Raw genomic sequence first — 18,250 nt, forward strand, 5'->3', positions numbered from 1 at the left:
GTGTGTCTTGTGCGAAGCGACATCAGTAGTGCTGTGTATCATATGATTTGATATCTTGATTTTTGTTGTAATGAAACGGCGACACCCGAGACCTACACGCTTGCGCACACTCGTGCCCTAACACGACGCTCGTCCGATCTGGCCGACAGCGGCGCGAAGCCGGTCTCGATCGTGCGCGGACCGCCGCGCGCGAGCTGCGAGCCGCGCCACAGCGACGGATGAAGGGATTCGGGAGAAATGGAGGATGCGAGCATGATGCCACCCACAACTGTATGGATATACAGTATATGGCAATGCGCTCGCGTCGCACAGCACCGGTGCGAAACCGGTTTTCGTCAGAGGAAAAACGACGGGAAAGCCGGTGCGGCCGTCATGTTACGCCGCGCCGGAGCGGGAGCGGGAGCGGGAGCGGCCGGATCGTGTTGTCCGAACACGCGCCACCGCCATCCGGCCCGAATCGCCCGGCCAGATCGGCACGCCACCCCGAAAGCGAACCGGCACGATGCAACACCCCGCACCGCGCCGACTCGCCGCCCGTCAGCCGAGCAGCAGCGCGTCGTCGTCGAGCTGCTCGTGACGCACCTTCTCGAACATCTGCAGCAGGTCCGGCACGTCGAGCCCCTTGCGCGCGTCGCCCGACACGTCGAGCACGACCTGCCCCTGGTGAAGCATCACCGTGCGGTCGCCGTAGTCGAGCGCCTGCCGCATGCTGTGCGTGACCATCATCGTCGTCAGCTTGCTCTCGGCGACGATGCGCGCGGTCAGCTCAAGCACGAACGCGGCCGTCTTCGGGTCGAGCGCGGCGGTGTGCTCGTCGAGCAGCAGGATCCGCGACGGCCGCAGCGACGCCATCAACAGGCTCACCGCCTGCCGCTGGCCGCCCGACAGCAGCCCGATCCGGTCGGTCAACCGGTTCTCGAGGCCGAGGTTCAGGAGCCGCAGCTTGTCGCGGAACAGCTCGCGCGACGGCCGGTCGAGCGCGGCCCGGAAGCCGCGCCGCGCCCCGCGCGCCATCGCGAGCGCCATGTTCTCCTCGATCGTCAGCGCCTCGCAGGTGCCGGCCATCGGATCCTGGAACACGCGCGCGACGAGATGTGCGCGATCCCACGCGGCCTTGCGCGTCACATCGGTGCCGTCGATCGCGATGCGTCCCGCATCGACGGCCTGGTCGCCGCTGACCGCATTGAGGAAGGTCGACTTGCCGGCGCCGTTCGAGCCGATCACCGCGACGAACTGGCCGTCGGGAATCTCGAGCGACAGCCCGCGCAGCGCGCGCGTCTCGATCGGCGTGCCGGGATTGAACGTGAGTTTCAGGTCTTGTGCGGACAGCATGTCAGGCCCCTCCGTTCTTGCGCGCGAACAGCTTCTTGCGCGTCGCCGGCAGCACCAGCGCGATCGTGACGAGCGCGGCCGTCACGAGGTTCAGATCCTGCGCCTTCAGCCCGATGAATTCGCTGTTGAGCGCAAGCGCGATGAAGAAGCGATAGACGATCGCGCCGAGCACGACGGCGAGCGTCGTCAGCACGAGCCGGCGCGCCGGCAGCAGCGTCTCGCCGATGATCACCGCGGCCAGCCCGATCACGATCGTGCCGATCCCCATCGAGATATCCGCGCCGCCCTGCGTCTGCGCGAACAGCGCGCCCGCGAGCGCGACGAGCGCGTTCGACAGCGCCATCCCGGCGAGCGTCGCGCGGCCGGTCGCGATGCCTTGCGCGCGCGCCATCCGCGGATTCGCACCGGTCGCGCGCATCGCGAGGCCGAGCTGCGACGAGAAGAACCAGTCGAGGCCGAGCTTCGCGACCACGACGACGATCGCGAGCAGCGCCGGGCGCAGCACGTAGTCTGGCATCCAGTCGGGCTGCAGCACGGTGAAGATCGTCGGCTCGGTGATGAGCGGCACGTTCGGCCGGCCCATGATCCGCAGGTTCACCGAATAGAGCGCGATCATCATCAGGATACTGGCGAGCAGATCCATGATCTTCAGGCGCACGTTGAGCCAGCCGGTGATGAAGCCGGCCACCGCGCCCGCGACGATCGCGATGCAGGTCGAACTGAACGGGTCGTAGCCGGCCGAGATCAGCGTCGCGGCGACGGCGCCGCCGAGCGGAAAGCTGCCGTCGACGGTGAGGTCGGGGAAGTTGAGGATGCGAAACGAGATCAGCACCCCGAGGGCGACGAGGCTGAAGATCAGGCCGATCTCCAGGGCGCCCAGAAACGAGAACAGAGACATGATGGGGAAATCCTGTTGCTTCCCGGCCGGACGTGTACGGCCGGGCGAAGCGAACGGGCGGCCCCGGGTGGGAGCCGCCCGTCCGGCGGTGTCGTTCAGGCCCTGATCGGGCCCGCAAGCGCGGCGGTCGGACCGCGGCTTACTTGATGACCGTCTTCGCTTCCTTGAGCAGATCCGGCGACAGCGTCACGCCCTGCTTCGCGGCCGCGCCCGTGTTCGCGAACAACTCGAGGTTGCTGCTCGTTTCCGACGCGATCGCGCCCGGCTTCTCGCCCTTCAGGATGCGCGCGACGACCTTGCCCGTCTGGCGGCCGAGGTCGCCGTAGTTGATGCCGAGCGCCGCGATGCCGCCGCGCTTCACGCTGTCGGTGTCGCCGGCGACGAGCGGGATCTTCGCTTCGTTCGCGACCTTCACGAGCGCTTCGTACGCTGACACGACGTTGTTGTCGGTGTTCGTGTAGATCACGTCGACCTTGCCGATCAGGCTTTTCGCGGCCGGGCCGATGTCGACGGTGCGCGGCGCGGCCGCTTCCTTCAGCGTCATCCCCTGCTTCGCGAGGATCTCCTTGAGTTCCTTCACGACGACGACCGAGTTCGCCTCGCCCGGGTTGTAGACCATGCCGACCGTCTTCGCATTCGGCACGACGCGCTTGATCAGCGCGACCTGGCGATCGAGCGGCAGCTTGTCCGACACGCCCGTCACGTTGGTGCCCGACGGGCCCCAGCCCTTCACGAGCTGCGCGGCGACCGGATCGGTCACGCCCGAATAGACGACCGGCACGCTCTTCGTCGATGCGACCACCGCCTGCGCGGCCGGCGTCGCGATCGCGACGATCACGTCGGGCTGGTCGCCGACGAACTTGCGCGCGATCTGCGCGGCCGTGCCCGTGTTGCCCTGCGCGCTCTGGTATTCCCACTTGAGCTTGTCGTCGCCGTAACCTTCCGCCTTCAGCTCGGCGCGCACGCCGTCGCGGATCGCATCGAGCGCCGGGTGATCGACGATCGACAGCACCTTGACGGTCTGGGCGTGCGCGGCACCAGCCAGCGCGAGTGCGGCCACGCCGGCCGTGATCGAACGGATCGCGAAAGTCTTGAAACGCTTCATGGGTGTGTCTCCCCCGTATTGTGTCGGTTCTGGATGATGGATTCCCGCCGCCGTCAGGCGGGCGCCGCCACGCGTACGACGCGCTGGCGAACGGCCCGCGCACGCTCCGGGAAAGCGTGCAGCGGCGAACGCACGAGGATACCATTTCCGCAGACCACCGCCTGACTCCGCGCTTTCGCATCACGCGCCGGATCGCCGCGCCCGCCGAAGCCCGCGAACGCGCGTGAAGCCCGCCCGGCGGCGGTTCCCGTCGGCCCGGCGCAACGCGTCAGCCGCGCTTGCGGCTTTACGTTATGCTGTCGACCGACCCAATCCACGCCATCGGAGAGCACATGAAACGGGGAGTCCGAGCCATCGCATTCGCTGCCGTCGCACTGTCGCTGCCGGGTGCGGCATTCGCGCTGACCGACGGCAGTGCGCAATACGACGACTGCATGCTCAACGCGCTGCGCGAAAGCCGCAACGGCGCGGCGGCCCAGTTGATCCAGCGCTCGTGCGACGCGCTGTATCGCAACAACGCGATGCTGCTGCCGCGCGAGCGGCGTTTTCACGAGTGCGTCGTGCAGTCGCTGCCGGGTGTCCGCGACAACTATGCGATCCAGCAGATCATGTCGATCTGCTCGCGGCGCGGCGAGATGTGAGCCGGCGTTGAACGCGCCACACCGTGCGGCCGTCGATCGGCCGCACCAATGAAAAAGGGCCTGCGCGATGCAGGCCCTTTTGGTTCAGCGGTCCGGCTGGTGAGCGGCGTTCAGAACGACGCGACCATCGAGCCCTTGAACTGCTTCTTGATGAATTCCTTCACTTCCGGCGACTGGTACGCCTTGACCAGCTTCTTCACCCACGGCTGGTCCTTGTCCTTCGCGCGCACGGCGATCAGGTTCGCGTACGGGCTCGTCAGCGATTCGAGCGCGATCGCATCCTTGGTCGGCTGCAGGTTCGCGGCGAGCGCGTAGTTCGTGTTGACCACGGCCGCATCGACGTCCGACAGCACGCGCGGCAGTTGCGCCGCGTCGAGTTCGGAGATCTTCAGCTTCTTCGGGTTGTCGGCGATGTCGAGCACCGTCGCGTTGTTGCCGCCCGTGCCGGCGCCCGCCTTCAGCTTGATCAGGCCTTGCGTCTGCAGCAGCAGCAACGCGCGGTTCTCGTTCGACGGATCGTTCGGCACCGCGAGCTTCGCGCCTTGCGGCAGGTCCTTCAGCGCCTTGAACTTCTTCGAGTACACGCCCATCGGCGAGATGTAGGTCAGGCCCGCGCTGACGATCTTGTAGCCGCGCTGCTTCACCTGGCTGTCGAGGTAGGGCTGGTGCTGGAAGCTGTTCGCGTCGAGGTCGCCCGAGTCGAGCGCCGCGTTCGGCTGCACGTAGTCGTTGAACTCGATGACCTTCACGGTCAGGCCTTCCTTCTCCTTCGCGACCTTCTGCACGAGCTGCCACACTTCCGAATCCGGGCCGGCGACCGTGCCGACCTTGATCACCTTGTCTTCGGCGTGCGCGCCTGCCGACAGCGTCAGTGCTGCACCGGTGGCCAGCACGGAAAATACCTTCAGGAGACTGCGACGCTTCATCTGTTTCTCGCTTTCTTGCTTACTGGATGACTGAAAATGGGGCGCGATACGGGTATGCCCCGACTCGCAGGAAGGGGCAAATGGTGTCACAGGATCGGCGGGAAGTGAAATACATCCCGCTCATATGGGTATGCACCGCAGCGGTGCTGGCGGGGGCTGCACGACTCGGCCGTTAGTTGCGTTTGTGCGAGTCGCGCATCAGCCCGCGTGCGTCACGCCACCGCCGCCCGGCCGGTCGCCTTCGTGTCGAATGCAGGCTCGCCCACCTGCCCGCCGACCCGGAACGCGCCGACCGCATCGCGCAGCCGCGCGGCCTGTTCCTGCAGCGACGCGGCAGCCGCGGCGGCCTCCTCGACGAGCGCCGCGTTCTGCTGCGTCACCTGGTCCATCTGCGTGACCGCGCGCCCGACCTGCGTGATGCCGCTCGCCTGCTCCTCCGACGCGGCCGCGATCTCGCCCATGATGTCGGTCACGCGTGCGACGGCCTGCAGGATCTCGCCCATCGTCGTGCCGGCCTGGCCGACCAGCGTCGACCCGTTGCGCACGCGCTCGACCGAATCGACGATCAGCTCGCGGATCTCCTTCGACGCCGTCGCGCTGCGCTGCGCGAGCGAACGCACTTCGCCCGCGACCACCGCGAAGCCGCGGCCCTGCTCACCCGCACGCGCGGCTTCGACCGCCGCGTTCAGCGCGAGGATGTTGGTCTGGAATGCGATGCCTTCGATCACGCCGATGATGTCGGCGATCTTGCGCGAGCTGTCGTCGATCTCGCCCATCGTGCCGATCACGCGGTTCACGACGTCGCTCCCGGTGCGCGCGATCTCCGATGCGCTGTTCGCCAGCCCGCTCGCCTGCCGCGCGTTGTCGGCGTTCTGCTTCACGGTCGCGGTCAACTGCTCCATGCTCGCGGCGGTTTCTTCCAGCGACGCGGCCTGCTCCTCGGTGCGCTGCGACAGGTCGTCGTTGCCGGCCGAGATCTGGCGGCTCGCCGACGCGATCGATCCGGCCGACTGGCGAATCCCGCCGATCGTCGCCTGCAGCCGTGCCTGCATGTCGTGCATCGCGGCCATCATGCTCGTGCGGTCGCCCGCGCGCACCGGCACCGGCTGCGTCAGGTCGCCCTGCGCGATGCGCGTCGCGAGCGCGGCCGCTTCGTCGGGCTCGCCGCCGAGGCTGCTGCGCACGTTGCGGATGATCACGAGCATCGCCGCACTGATCACGAAGCCGATCACGAACACGACCGCGAGGTGGCCGAGCAGCGTCCGGTAATAGATGGTGTCGATGTCCTTCAGGAAGACGCCGCTCGAGATGTTCCAGTCCCACGGCGTAAAGCGCGTGACGTAGCTGATCTTCGGCACGGCGGTCTCGCTGTGCGGCAGGCGCCCGCGATACTCGGCGAAGCCGCTGCCGGTTTCCTTCGCGGCGTTCAGGATCGTGACGAACAGCGGCTTGCCGTCCGGATCGAGATAATCGCCGACCTGCGTGCCGACCAGCTTCGGCAGCGTCGGATGCATCAGCACGACCGGCTTCGAGTCCATCACGAACACGTAGCCCGAATCGCCGTAGCGCATCGCGGCCAGGCTCGCGAGCGCGTCGCGCTTCGCGTCGGCCTCGGGCAGCGTCCCGCTCTGCGCGAGCGCGTGATACGCCTTCACGATGCCGGCCGCCGAATCGACGAGATTCGCGATGCCTGCCTTGCGCTCGGCGAGCATCGTCGCGCGCGTCTCGTACGCGCTCCATGCGCCGACGCCCAGGAGACCGATCCATACCAGCGCAAGCGCGAGCCACAGCTTGCGGTTCAAACTCATTCTGCTCATCTGCGTGCCTTTGTCGATGTCGATGCGCACGCTGCGCGCGAACGGCCTGCCGCGCGCAAACGCTTGCCCATTTATTTACGGCACCGAGGCTTACAACTTGAATACGAGCAGGCACCGCGAACCGGCGATCGACATGCCGCCTGCGCACCGCCCCGCACCGCGACCGCCGGCGCGACAGTCCGCATCCGCTGTGCTAAAAAGACCGGCCAGCCGGCACACGAAGAGCCGGCACCATTCCGGGGGCCATCCATGTACGTCATCGACATTCACTACACCGCCTCGCTCGAGCGCATCGACGACGCGCTCGAACGCCACCGCGCATTTCTGCAACCGCAGTTCGACAAGGGCATCTTCATCGCGGCCGGGCCGAAGGTGCCGCGCGAAGGCGGCGTGATCCTCGCGGCCCGCATCGATCGCGACGAGCTGGACGCGATCCTGAAGACCGATCCGTTCGTCATCGAGGGGCTCGCCACGTATCGCGTGACGGAATTCCGGATCACGCGTGCCGCCTCCGGCTTCAACGTGCCCGCGCTGCCGTAACGCGACGCCTGCGCGGCCCCTGCGCGAGGCGCGCGCAGGCCGACACGCCGCCCGACGGGCAGCATTCAAACAACGAATCGAGAGGGAAAGCGTGACGGCGCGTGGCGGCCGTCACGTGATCGCCAGGCCGGGCGCCCGGCGGCGACTGGTCAGTCGACCAGCAGCTTCAGGTCGTGGACCCACGGGCCGGGGCCCTGGCCATCGCGCACGAACAGGCGCAGCTTGCCGTCGCGGTCGAACACGTAGCTCGCTGCGGTGTGATCCATCGTGTAGCTGCCGGGCGTCTTGCCGGGCACCTTCGCGTAGTACACGCGGAAATCCTTCGTGACCTTCTTCAGCGCCGCTTCGTCGGCCGGCCGCAGGCCGATGAACGACGGATCGAACGCGGGCACGTACTGGCCGAGCAGCGCCGGCGTGTCACGCTCCGGATCGACGGTGACGAACAGCACCTGCACGCGCTTCGCGGCATCGGGCCCGAGCTGCTTCAGCGCTTCGGACAGCTCGGCCATCGTCGTCGGGCACACGTCCGGGCAGTGCGTATAGCCGAAGAACATCACGACCGCACGGCCCTTGAAGTCGGCGAGCGTGCGCACCTTGCCGGCCGTATCGGGCAGCGAGAAGTCGCTGCCGAACTGCGTGTTGCCGGTGATGTCGAGATTCTGGAATTTCGGCGCGTTGTCGCATCCGGCGAGCAGCAGTGCTGCCGTGAATGCGCATGCGAGCATCCAGCCTTGGCGCGCGCGGCGCCCGAACCGTGATTGGAGCATTGCGTTCAAACCGTGCGGTTACACGCCGAGCAGCGGGCGTGCATAGTGATCGACGAGCAGCGCGGCGAACAGCAGCGACAGATAGACGATCGAGTAGCGGAAGGCCTTGCGGGCGAGTTCGTCCGAATAGTCGCGATGGATCTTCCACGCATACGCGAGGAACACCGCGCCGAGCAGCACCGCGCTCGTCAGGTAGACAGCCCCGCTCATCCCGGAGATGAACGGCATCAGCGTGACCGCGAACAGGATCACCGTGTACAGCAGGATGTGCAGCCGCGTGAACTTCTCGCCGTGCGTGACGGGCAGCATCGGCAGCCCGGCGTTCTCGTAATCCTTGCGGCGATACAGCGCGAGCACCCAGAAATGCGGCGGCGTCCACACGAAGATGATCAGCACGAGGATCCACGCGTCGCCCGGCACCGCGCCGGTGACCGCGGCCCAGCCGAGCGCCGGCGGCATCGCACCCGATGCGCCGCCGATCACGATGTTCTGCGGCGTCATCGGCTTGAGCAGCAGCGTGTAGATCACGGCGTAGCCGACGAAGGTGGCGATCGTCAGCCACATCGTCAGCGGGTTCGTGAACGTATAGAGCGTCCATGCGCCGACGCTGCCGAGTACGGCCGAGAAGATCAGGATCTGCGGGGTCGTGATCTCGCCGCGCGCGGACGGGCGCCACGCGGTGCGACGCATCATCGCGTCGATCTTCTGTTCGACGAGGCAGTTGATCGCGAACGCGGCGCCGGCCAGCAGCCAGATGCCGACCGTACCGCCGATCAGCACGTGCCACGGCACCATGCCCGGCGTCGCGAGGAACATGCCGATCACCGCGCAGAACACCGCGAGCTGCGTGACACGCGGCTTCGTCAGCGCCATGTATTGCGAAAACCGGCTACCGGGCGATTGGGAGAGGGTGCTTTGCATGGGGGCGGTCACGCCGGGGCGGCGTCGCGCGCAGGCTGCGCGACACGGCCGGGGCGGCTTGAAAGGATGCGAAAGTTTAACATGACGACGAGCAGCAGCAGGATCGCGGCCCCGCCGTTGTGCGCGACGGCGACCGGCAGCGGCCACTGCAGCACGATGTTGGTCAGGCCCGTCACGAACTGCAGCAGGACGACCAGCAGCACGCCGTTCGCGGGCCGCCGCAGCGACTCGAAGCGACGCATCTTCAGCGCAAACGCGACCAGGTACGCGACCACGACGAACGCGAACGTGCGATGCGTCCAGTGGATCGCGACCAGCGCGTCCTGCGTGATCGCGTCGCCGTCCTTCGTCATCCCGAGCGCGCGCCACAGGTGGAAGCCGTGCTGGAAGTCCATCGGCGGGATCCACTGGCCGTTGCAGGTCGGGAAGTCGGTGCACGCGAGCACCGCGTAGTTGGTGCTCACCCAGCCGCCGAGCGCGATCTGCACGACCAGCAGCACGAGCGCCGCGAGCGCAGCCGCGCGATAGCGGCCGGCTTCGGGGTCATACGACGGCAGCGGCGTCTGCCGCGCCGCGAGCCAGCCGAGCGTGCCGAGCAGCGTGAGGCCGAGCAGCAGGTGGATCGTGACGATCACCGGCTGCAGCTTCATCGTGACCGTCCACGCGCCGAACGCGCCCTGCACGAGGATCAGCAGCAGCAGGCTCGTCGGCCACCACGGCGACACGTGCAGCGGGCGGCGGCGCAGTCGCGCGGTCCACGCGATCGCGACCTGCGCGATGATCAGCACGCCGATCGCCATCGCGAAATAGCGGTGGATCATCTCGATCCACGCCTTCGACATGCTGACGGGGCCCGTCGGCATCGCCTGGTGCGCGGCCGTGATCGCGGCGTGCGCGATGAACGGCGACGACGTGCCGTAGCAGCCGGGCCAGTCCGGGCAGCCGAGCCCCGAATCGGTCAGCCGCGTGAAGCCGCCGAACATCACGAGGTCGAGCGTCAGGAAGGTGGTGATCCACACCAGCTTGCGAAACTTGTTGTCGTCGGCCTTCACCCACACGTAAGACAGCGGCAGCAGCGCGATGCAGAAGCCGATCAGGCCGAGTTGCAGTAGATACGACATCGGTTCATTGCCTCTCGTGTTGCCTTAGCCGATGCTCGACCACTTCAGCAGCTTCGTCACGTCCGCCTTGATCTTGCCGGGATTCGGATCCTTCGGGAAACGCATCATCAGGTTGCCGTTCGGATCGACCATATAGATGTGGTCGCTGTCCTTCGTGCCGGCGTCGGCCGGCAGCCACGCGGCCACCGCGGCCGGGTCGGCGACGAGACGGCGCGTGTCGGGGTACGCGTCCAGCACCTTCTGCGGCATCGCGCCCGCATCGCTGCGCAGCCACACCATCGTGAGGCGGTGCCGCTCGCCCGCCTGCGTGACGCGGATCTGGCGCATGAAATAAAGCTTCTGCGCACACGCGTCGTCGCACGCGCTGCGGTCGGTCATCACGAACAGCCACACGCCGCGCAGCGACGACAGCGGCACGGTCTTGCCGGTTTCGTCGGTCACCTGCAGATCTGCGGGGATCGGACGCTGCGGCTCGATCAGCGTGCCGTAGTTGGTCGAGCCGCCCTTCGGCTTGATCACGTAATAGGTAAAGTACGACGCGATCATCGGTGCGGCGCACACGAGACCCAGCAGCACGAGCATCCAGCGGCCGCGCTTGCGGGCCGCGGGCGAGATCGGCGCAGCGGCCGGACCCTGACGGGAAGATTGCATGGACAAATCAGACCTCTCGAAACGAACCCGCGGCGCCGGCGCCGCGTCCTGGCATGGCACTCACGCGCCGGCCGACTTCTTCGCCGCACGCCGCGCGGCGTACAGGCCGAAGCCGAGCGCGGCCGCCGCCATCGCCCACCACTGAAACATGTAACCGTAATTGCGCTCGACGCCGGTCGTCGCCGCCGGCCAGTCGCGCACGAGCTTGTCGCCGTCGTCGCTCGTCTGCTGGATCACGAACGGCTGAAGCGGCAGCCCCGTTTCCTTCGCATACGCGGCGACGTCCAGGTTCTGCCGGATCTTCTGGTGCGCCGCCGACCCGCCTTCACCGAGCTCGAACGCCCGCGACGCGTCGGCGCGCGCGATGCCCACGATCTCGACGTCGCCCGCGGGCGTCGCGAACGGCTCGATCGCCGTGCGATCGGAAATATTGCGCGGCAGCCAGCCGCGGTTCACGAGCACGACGCCGCCGCCCGTGAGTTTAAACGGCATCACGACGTAAAAACCCGGCTGGTCGTTATACGGCCGATTGTCGAGGAACACGGCTTGGTCGGGCAGGAAGCGGCCCGTCGCACGCACGCGATGGAACTCGATCGACGCGAGCGGCATCGGCTGCGCGCCGACGTCGACGGGCGCAGCCTGCTCGTAGCGCTCGATGCTCGCCTGCAGCGCTTCCTTCTGGTGCGCGCGGTCGCGCTGCCAGAAACCGAGACGGATCGTGACCGCAACGACGACGAGGATCAACAGCGCAGGCAGCCAGCGTATCTTCATCATGCGGCCCGCCCGGCACATGCCCGAAAGCGAAGTGCGATAATTATCCTCTTCCTTTCGAATTGCCGTCGTCCGGTTCGTGTCATGCACATACTCGTTCCCATCGCCTTCGTCCTCATCATTGCCAGCATGGGCTCGGCGCTCTACTTCATGATGCACGACCGCGGCCACACGAAACGCATGGTCTGGTCGCTCGCCACCCGCGTCGGGCTGTCGGTGTCGCTGTTCCTGCTCATCCTGATCGCGAACTGGATGGGCTGGATCCATTCGACCGGCCTGCCGATCGGGCGTTGATCGATTTGCCGCCGCGGCCGCTGTGACATTTCGCCGCACGGCCGCAGCACCAAGCAAAAGCGCCGCCTGACTGAGTCGCGGCGGCGCCCGGGTGGTGAAGGCCGGCAGTCATGCTGCCCGGCCGACCCAATGAAAACGGCCCGCGCATTGCTGCGCGGGCCGTTGTTCCATTTACAGCCAGTAGACGACGACGTACAGGCCGAGCCAGACGACGTCGACGAAATGCCAGTACCACGCGGCGCCTTCGAATGCGAAGTGGTGATCGGGCTTGAAGTGGCCGCGGATCATCCGCACCAGCACCACCGCGAGCATCGTGCCGCCGAGGAACACGTGGAAACCGTGGAAGCCCGTCAGCAGGAAGAACGTCGAACCGTACACGCCCGAGTTCAGCGTCAGGTTCAGTTCGTTGTACGCGTGGTAGTACTCGAAGCCCTGCAGGAACAGGAAGCAGATACCGAACGCGAGCGTCGCGGCCAGCCAGGCGATCGCCTTCTTGCGATGATCGTCACGCAGCGCGTGGTGCGAGATCGTCAGCGTCACGCCCGACGACAGCAGGAACGCGGTGTTCAGCGTCGGGATCGGCCACGGGCCCATCGTCTTGAAGTGACCGGCGAGCGCGGCGGGGCCTTCGTTCGGCCACACGGCGGAGAAATCCGGCCAGATCAGCTTGTAGTCGAGGCTGCCGAGCTGATGCAGCGCGATTTCACGTGCATAGAACAGTGCGCCGAAGAACGCGCCGAAGAACATCACTTCCGAGAAGATGAACCAGCTCATGCTCCAGCGGTACGACTTGTCGACGTTCTTGCCGTAGTGACCGCCTTCCGATTCGGCGATCGCGTCGCCGAACCAGTGATACAGCGTAAAGAGCAACCAAAGCAGGCCGAGCAGCGCCGTAAACGGCGCCCAGTCGTGACCGTTGATCCACAGCGCTGTCGATCCGAGCATGACCAGCAGGCCGATGGCCGCGCTGATCGGATGCTGCGACGGATGCGGCACGAAATAGTACGGGGTCTGGTTTTGACCGCTCATGCTTGATTCTCCACTTCAGTCCAATTTGTGTACCGGAAACCGCTCCGGCTTTATTTCTTGCGCGGCGTGACCACCACCGCTCCTTCCTGCACGCGGCGCCGTGACGCCGCGCACTGCATTCTTCCTTCGTGGCCGCGGGCTTCAGCCCACGACGGCACGCACGATCAGGATCAGCACGCCGATGAACAAACCGGCCGCCAGCAACGCGACGATCAACACGTGCAGCGGATTCAGCTGCGTCGCGTCGGCCTCCAGGTCGCGCCGCTTGCGCACCCCGAAGAACGACCACAGCACGGCTTTCAGCGCCTGGCCGAACGACCCGCCCCGCTTGACCTCCGTCATCGCCTCGCCTCCGTCGTCATGCGTCCGGCTTCGCCGCGCCCTGCGCCGCGGTCTTGCCCGGCGCGGGCGCCGGCGTGGCCGGCGTATTCAGCTCGAAGAACGTGTACGACAGCGTGATCGTCTTCACGTCCTTCGGCAGCTTCGGATCGATCACGAACACCACCGGCATCTTGCGCGATTCATTCGCGGCCAGCGTCTGCTGCGTAAAGCAAAAGCACTCGATCTTCTTGAAGAACTCCGTCGCCTGCTTCGGCGCGTAGCTCGGAATCGCCTGGGCAACGACCGGCCTGCCCTGCCCGTTCGTCACGTCGTACACGATCGTCGTCAGCTCACCCGGATGCACGTCGAGACTGTTGTGCTCCGGCTTGAAACCGAGCGGGCCGCGCGCATTCGCATCGAACTCGACCGACACCGTGCGGCTGGTGTCGACCTGCGAGTTCTTCACCTCGCGCTCGCTGACATCGCGCTGCACCAGGTTGTTGATGCCGGTGATCTGGCAGATCGCCCGATACATCGGGATCAGCGCGAAGCCGAAACCGAACATCAGCCCGGCCACGACGAAGAGCTTCACCAGCATCGAACGATTGAACGCGCGATCGACGGCGCCCTCTTCCGGCTTCGACATACGACAACTTCCTCGCTACTGCGTCTGTTGCTGCATCAGTGAGTGGACAGCCACCACTGCTTGATCACGACACCCACAAAAAAAACGGCGGCGATGACGAGCAGGATGAGACCGAGCCGCTTGTTGCCCGCGCGGACCTGCTCGGGCGTTCGTCTTTCTTGTGGATTCCGGTTCATCTGAAACTTCGCTGAAATTTCAATTCGGCGCCCGCCGCGCCTGCCTGCGCGGCAGGCAGCGGCGGAACGCACTGTGAAACTTACTCGACGTGCGGCGGTTGCTCGAACGTGTGGAAGGGAGCCGGGCTCGGCACCGTCCACTCGAGGCCTTCCGCGCCATCCCACGGCTTGTCCGACGCCTTTTCCAGCTCGCCGCCGCCACGGTAGGCCGGCAGCGCGACCGCGAACAGGAAGTACACCTGCGCGAGGCCGAAGCCGAATGCGCCGATCGTCGCCACCTGGTTGAAGTCCGTGAACTGCGCCGGGTAGTCCGCATAGCGACGCGGCATGCCTGCGAGACCGACGAAGTGCATCGGGAAGAACGTCAGGTTGAAGAAGATCATCGACGCCCAGAAGTGGATCTTGCCGCGCGTCTCGTTGTACATCCAGCCCGTCCACTTCGGCGCCCAGTAGTACCAGCCCGAGAACAGCGCGAACAATGAGCCGGCCACCAGCACGTAGTGGAAGTGCGCCACCACGAAGTAGGTACCGTGATACTGGATGTCGAGCGGCGCCATCGCGAGCATCAGGCCCGTGAGACCGCCGAACGTGAACACGAACAGGAAGCCGATCGCGAACAGCATCGGGGTTTCGAACGTCATCGAGCCGCGCCACATCGTCGCGAGCCAGTTGAACACCTTCACGCCCGTCGGCACCGCGATCAGCATCGTCGCGTACATGAAGAACAGCTGGCCGGTGACCGGCATGCCCGTTGCGAACATGTGGTGCGCCCAGACCATGAACGACAGGATCGCGATCGAAGCCGTCGCGTACACCATCGAGCTATAGCCGAACAGCGTCTTGCGTGCGAACGCCGGGATCACCTGCGACACGATCCCGAACGCCGGCAGAATCATGATGTACACCTCGGGGTGGCCGAAGAACCAGAAGATGTGCTGGTACATCACCGGGTCGCCGCCGCCTGCCGCGTTGAAGAACGACGTGCCGAAGTGACGGTCGAACAGCACCATCGTGATCGCGCCTGCCAGAACCGGCATCACCGCGATCAGCAGGTACGCCGTGATCAGCCACGTCCATGCGAACATCGGCATCTTCATCAGCGTCATGCCCGGTGCGCGCATGTTCAGGATCGTCACGACGATGTTGATCCCGCCCATGATCGACGATGCGCCCATGATGTGGACCGCGAAGATCGCGAAGTCCATGCCCGGGCCCATCTGCGTCGACAGCGGCGCGTAGAGCGTCCAGCCGGCGGCCGTCGCGCCGCCCGGCGCGAAGAACGAACCGACCAGCAGCACGGCCGCAACCGGCAGCAGCCAGAAGCTGAAGTTGTTCATCCGCGCGAACGCCATGTCGGACGCGCCGATCTGCAGCGGAATCATCCAGTTCGCGAAGCCGACGAACGCCGGCATGATCGCGCCGAACACCATGATCAGGCCGTGCATCGTCGTGAGTTCGTTGAAGAACTCCGGACGCATGATCTGCAGGCCCGGCTCGAACAGCTCGGCCCGGATGGCGAGCGCCATCACGCCGCCCGACAGGAACATGATGAACGAGAACAACAGGTACAGCGTACCGATGTCCTTGTGGTTGGTGGCGAACAGCCAGCGCCGCCAGCCGTGCGGCATTTCGTGCGCGTGGTCGTCGTGCGCGTGGTCCGCGGCTACGTCGTGCCCGATGCTAGACATGAGAATCTCCTAATGCGAATACGTCGACTAACTCAGCGACACGTCAAGCCGCCGGGCCGATCTCGACACGCCGGGCTTCCTTCGCGTCCGCCCCGCCCGTGATCGTTTCCGGCTTTTTGAGAATAATGTGGTCTTCCGCCACGCCTGCTGCCTTCAGCGCGTCGCGCACGGCCTGTGCACGATGCTTCGCCAGTTCGGCGTTTGCGTCGGCCGAGCCCGACTTGTCGGTAAAGCCCGACAGCGCGAGCTTCGCGTCCGGATGTGCCTTCGCATAGTCGGCCGCGGCGGCGATCGCCGCCTTCGCGTCGGCCGGCAGCACGCTCTTGCCCGTCTCGAAGTAGATCGTCGACAGTGCGGCCGATGCCGCTGCCGCCGGCTGCTCTGCGCCCGACGCGGCCTGCGCCGGCGCCGAAGCGGCTTCCGCCGGTGCTGCTGCCGCTGCGCCCGCCGCGTCTTCCGGCATCTTGCCGTTACGCGCGTCGGCCACTTGCTTCGGCTGCAGCAGGTCGTTCTTGTGGTTGCCCCACGAATTGCGTTCGTACGTGATGACCGACGCGATGTCGAGATCCGACAGCGACGCCCACGACGGCATTGCACCCTTGCCGTGCAGCACGCGCTCGACGTGGCCGGCGATCGGGCCGTTCACGATCGGGCTGCCGTCCATGGCCGGGAAGGCGCCGAGGCCCTTGCCGCTCACCTGGTGGCAGGCCGCGCAGTTCGCCTTGTAGACTTCCTCGCCGTGCGCGACGAGTTCAGCCATCGTGTAGACCTTGTTCGGATCGACTGCGGCGCTGGCCAGCTTGGCCTTCTGCGCGGTGACCCACTTCGCGTAGTCGTCATCCGACAGGACTTCGACGACGACCGGCATGTACGCGTGTTCCTTGCCGCACAGCTCGGTACAGAAACCGCGGAACGTACCGACCTTGTCGGCCTTGAACCACGTGTCGCGCACGAAGCCGGGGATCGCATCCTGCTTCACGCCGAACGCGGGCACGTACCACGAGTGGACGACGTCGTTCGCGGTCGTGATGATGCGGATCTTCTTGTTGACCGGCACGACGAGCGGGTTGTCGACTTCCTGCAGATAGGTGTCGGTGATCGGCTTCTTGCCCATCACTTCGTCGCGCGGGGTGCTGAGCGTCGACAGGAAGCCGATGCCCTCGCCCGGGCCCTTCACGTAGTCGTAGCCCCACTTCCACTGGTAGCCGGTGACCTTGATCGTGAGATCGGCGTTGGTCGTGTCCTTCATCGCGACGACGGCCTTCGTCGCCGGCAGCGCCATCAGCACGACGATGACGAACGGCACGATCGTCCAGATGATCTCGACGGTCGTGCTTTCATGGAAATTGGCGGCCTTGTGGCCCTTGGATTTGCGGTGCGCGAAGATCGAATAGAACATCACGCCGAACACGCCGACGAAGATCACCGTACACAGGATGAGCATCATCGTGTGGAGATCGTAGAGCTCCTCGGCGATCTTCGTGACAGGCGGCTGAAAGTTGATCTCGTTGACGCGGGGGCCGCCCGGGCTATCACCGACCGCCAGGGCGGCACCGGCAAAGAGCAATCCGCTGCATGCCAGCACGCCCGTGAGGGCTCGCTTGATTGTTTTCATAGCATCCTTACCCAAAATTTCCATTCAAACCCTCCCCCGTCGCAAGCTACCGGCCATATCCGCCGGTGCCCGCGCCTCGTCAGCCGCAGCGCCTGAGCGACACGCGCAGTTCGTCGGCGAACTGCGCACGCTTGTACTGCGCGAGATGCTGCCCGATTACGACGGTCTGCCCGCGCGATACCAGCCGAATCGGATCGCGTGGCGTCGCACCCGGCTCGACCCGCACCCAGCGCGGGTTGAATTCGATCTGCGTGAGCCGCTCCGCATCCATCCGCTCGATCACGAGCCGGTGCGGATACAGCCTGATGCGTTCGTAATCGACCGCATGGCGAGCATAGATCGCAAATGCGACACCCACAGCCAGCAACTCGATTCCGGTGAAGGGCATGACGAGCCAAGCCCCCCGCCACATCAGCAATGTCGCGATCACCAGCGAGAAGCCCGCGAGCGACGCGTAAAACAGCACGAACTGGCGCGGTGACGCCGAACAGTTGCGTTTCATCAGCCAGTCTTCGAGGACCGGCTCGCCGTTCGTCGTCTCCGCCAAAACCCTCGCTGCTTCCATCGCCGCCTCACGCGAATGGCATGCGATGCATGCCTGCATCGGACTCGTCGCCCCGTATTGCGGGGACCCCGGGACGACAAGCTGACGCATTATAGGCGGGTTCAATGGCATCCACAAGCAAGCGACTATCGGCCCGCGAGCCAAGCGCGACAAGCTTTTCGGCCATTTTAGGCGCCAATTCGACCCCGCTTTGCGCCGCTAATTTCAGACATAACAAAACCCCTCTTTACCGCTTTACCGATTCTTCGGACGCCCCTTTCCGATGTCCTCGATGCGCACGATCCCATGCCCTTCGGCGGTCGTGCGCGGCACGGCCTTCCACGCGTGGCCGTAGATCACTTCGAAGGTCAGCGGAATCGTGCCGTCCTCGCGCCGGCGAGCCTCCAGCGCGTCGCCGAGCGCCGCGCGGAAGCGCCGCGTCGCGCG

General features: G+C 65.9%; 20 protein-coding genes and 2 pseudogenes. 3 read left to right on the forward strand and 19 right to left on the reverse strand.

Translation table 11 applies throughout. The annotated features are described in order from the left end of the window. Positions 1-140: 140 nt before the first annotated feature. The 4 genes and pseudogenes from G3N93_RS16650 to G3N93_RS16665 form a co-directional block, all read right to left on the reverse strand. Positions 141-254 (reverse strand): annotated as a pseudogene (locus G3N93_RS16650) (recombinase RecA); the annotation flags it as partial. Positions 255-537: 283 nt separating this feature from the next. Then, positions 538-1,332, reverse strand: a complete 795-nt coding sequence (locus G3N93_RS16655) for an ABC transporter ATP-binding protein (protein ID WP_174937801.1) — start codon at positions 1,330-1,332, stop codon at positions 538-540. Between the two features lies 1 nt (position 1,333). After that, positions 1,334-2,230, reverse strand: a complete 897-nt coding sequence (locus G3N93_RS16660; RefSeq protein WP_039346181.1) for an ABC transporter permease — start codon at positions 2,228-2,230, stop codon at positions 1,334-1,336. A gap of 139 nt (positions 2,231-2,369) precedes the next feature. Beyond that, entirely contained in the window at positions 2,370-3,335 is a 966-nt protein-coding gene (locus G3N93_RS16665) for an ABC transporter substrate-binding protein (protein ID WP_043187240.1), read from the reverse strand. 332 nt (positions 3,336-3,667) lie between these two features. Between G3N93_RS16665 and G3N93_RS16670 the strand changes: the two genes are divergently transcribed. Continuing rightward, positions 3,668-3,976 (forward strand): VF_A0006 family four-cysteine protein, encoded by a 309-nt coding sequence (locus G3N93_RS16670; RefSeq protein WP_174937800.1) that lies wholly within the window; start codon positions 3,668-3,670, stop codon positions 3,974-3,976. A gap of 110 nt (positions 3,977-4,086) precedes the next feature. Here G3N93_RS16670 and G3N93_RS16675 read toward each other — a convergent pair whose 3' ends face one another. After that, entirely contained in the window at positions 4,087-4,902 is an 816-nt protein-coding gene (locus tag G3N93_RS16675) for a MetQ/NlpA family ABC transporter substrate-binding protein (RefSeq protein WP_011353265.1), read from the reverse strand. A gap of 212 nt (positions 4,903-5,114) precedes the next feature. Then, on the reverse strand, positions 5,115-6,719 hold the full coding sequence (locus tag G3N93_RS16680) for a methyl-accepting chemotaxis protein (protein ID WP_206133512.1): 1,605 nt from the start codon (positions 6,717-6,719) through the stop codon (positions 5,115-5,117). Positions 6,720-6,968: 249 nt separating this feature from the next. Between G3N93_RS16680 and G3N93_RS16685 the strand changes: the two genes are divergently transcribed. Continuing rightward, complete coding sequence (locus G3N93_RS16685; RefSeq protein WP_069248921.1) at positions 6,969-7,259, forward strand: YciI family protein; 291 nt, start codon at positions 6,969-6,971, stop codon at positions 7,257-7,259. Positions 7,260-7,408: 149 nt separating this feature from the next. On the opposite strand, the gene G3N93_RS16690 is transcribed toward G3N93_RS16685, so the two are convergent. The 5 genes from G3N93_RS16690 to G3N93_RS16710 are packed head-to-tail and all read right to left on the reverse strand — an operon-like array spanning position 7,409 to position 11,490. Next, entirely contained in the window at positions 7,409-8,026 is a 618-nt protein-coding gene (locus G3N93_RS16690) for an SCO family protein (RefSeq protein WP_046544363.1), read from the reverse strand. An 18-nt stretch (positions 8,027-8,044) separates the two neighbouring features. Continuing rightward, positions 8,045-8,947, reverse strand: coding sequence for a heme o synthase (cyoE, locus tag G3N93_RS16695; protein ID WP_011353269.1), 903 nt, complete (start codon positions 8,945-8,947; stop codon positions 8,045-8,047). A gap of 8 nt (positions 8,948-8,955) precedes the next feature. Continuing rightward, the gene (locus G3N93_RS16700; RefSeq protein WP_206123538.1) at positions 8,956-10,068 is read right to left on the reverse strand and encodes a heme A synthase; all 1,113 of its coding nucleotides are present in this window, start codon (positions 10,066-10,068) and stop codon (positions 8,956-8,958) included. A 24-nt stretch (positions 10,069-10,092) separates the two neighbouring features. Beyond that, complete coding sequence (locus G3N93_RS16705) at positions 10,093-10,719, reverse strand: cytochrome C oxidase subunit I (protein WP_174937790.1); 627 nt, start codon at positions 10,717-10,719, stop codon at positions 10,093-10,095. A gap of 60 nt (positions 10,720-10,779) precedes the next feature. Beyond that, a complete protein-coding gene (locus G3N93_RS16710) occupies positions 10,780-11,490 on the reverse strand; it encodes an SURF1 family protein (RefSeq protein WP_241011799.1) in 711 nt (236 codons plus the stop codon). A gap of 84 nt (positions 11,491-11,574) precedes the next feature. On the opposite strand from G3N93_RS16710, the gene G3N93_RS16715 reads away from it, so the two are divergent. Next, complete coding sequence (locus G3N93_RS16715; protein ID WP_011353273.1) at positions 11,575-11,784, forward strand: twin transmembrane helix small protein; 210 nt, start codon at positions 11,575-11,577, stop codon at positions 11,782-11,784. A gap of 171 nt (positions 11,785-11,955) precedes the next feature. On the opposite strand, the gene G3N93_RS16720 is transcribed toward G3N93_RS16715, so the two are convergent. The 8 genes and pseudogenes from G3N93_RS16720 to G3N93_RS16755 all read right to left on the reverse strand — a co-directional run. Next, a complete protein-coding gene (locus G3N93_RS16720) occupies positions 11,956-12,813 on the reverse strand; it encodes a cytochrome c oxidase subunit 3 (RefSeq protein WP_011353274.1) in 858 nt (285 codons plus the stop codon). A 141-nt stretch (positions 12,814-12,954) separates the two neighbouring features. After that, entirely contained in the window at positions 12,955-13,155 is a 201-nt protein-coding gene (locus G3N93_RS16725; protein WP_174937787.1) for a DUF2970 domain-containing protein, read from the reverse strand. 16 nt (positions 13,156-13,171) lie between these two features. Then, positions 13,172-13,780 carry a cytochrome c oxidase assembly protein gene (locus G3N93_RS16730; RefSeq protein WP_011353276.1) on the reverse strand — a complete coding sequence of 203 codons (609 nt, stop codon included), beginning with the start codon at positions 13,778-13,780 and terminating at the stop codon, positions 13,172-13,174. A 35-nt stretch (positions 13,781-13,815) separates the two neighbouring features. Further along, a complete protein-coding gene (locus G3N93_RS16735) occupies positions 13,816-13,956 on the reverse strand; it encodes a cytochrome oxidase small assembly protein (protein ID WP_174937785.1) in 141 nt (46 codons plus the stop codon). 80 nt (positions 13,957-14,036) lie between these two features. After that, complete coding sequence (ctaD, locus tag G3N93_RS16740; RefSeq protein WP_069248929.1) at positions 14,037-15,644, reverse strand: cytochrome c oxidase subunit I; 1,608 nt, start codon at positions 15,642-15,644, stop codon at positions 14,037-14,039. Between the two features lie 43 nt (positions 15,645-15,687). Then, entirely contained in the window at positions 15,688-17,283 is a 1,596-nt protein-coding gene (gene coxB / locus G3N93_RS16745) for a cytochrome c oxidase subunit II (protein ID WP_011353278.1), read from the reverse strand. 55 nt (positions 17,284-17,338) lie between these two features. Further along, complete coding sequence (locus tag G3N93_RS16750; RefSeq protein WP_046544359.1) at positions 17,339-17,863, reverse strand: DUF2244 domain-containing protein; 525 nt, start codon at positions 17,861-17,863, stop codon at positions 17,339-17,341. A gap of 195 nt (positions 17,864-18,058) precedes the next feature. Continuing rightward, positions 18,059-18,250, reverse strand: a pseudogene (locus G3N93_RS16755) (SAM-dependent methyltransferase); the annotation flags it as partial.

Source organism: Burkholderia sp. Se-20378 (assembly GCF_017104665.1).
Taxonomy (GTDB): Bacteria; Pseudomonadota; Gammaproteobacteria; order Burkholderiales; family Burkholderiaceae; genus Burkholderia; species Burkholderia lata.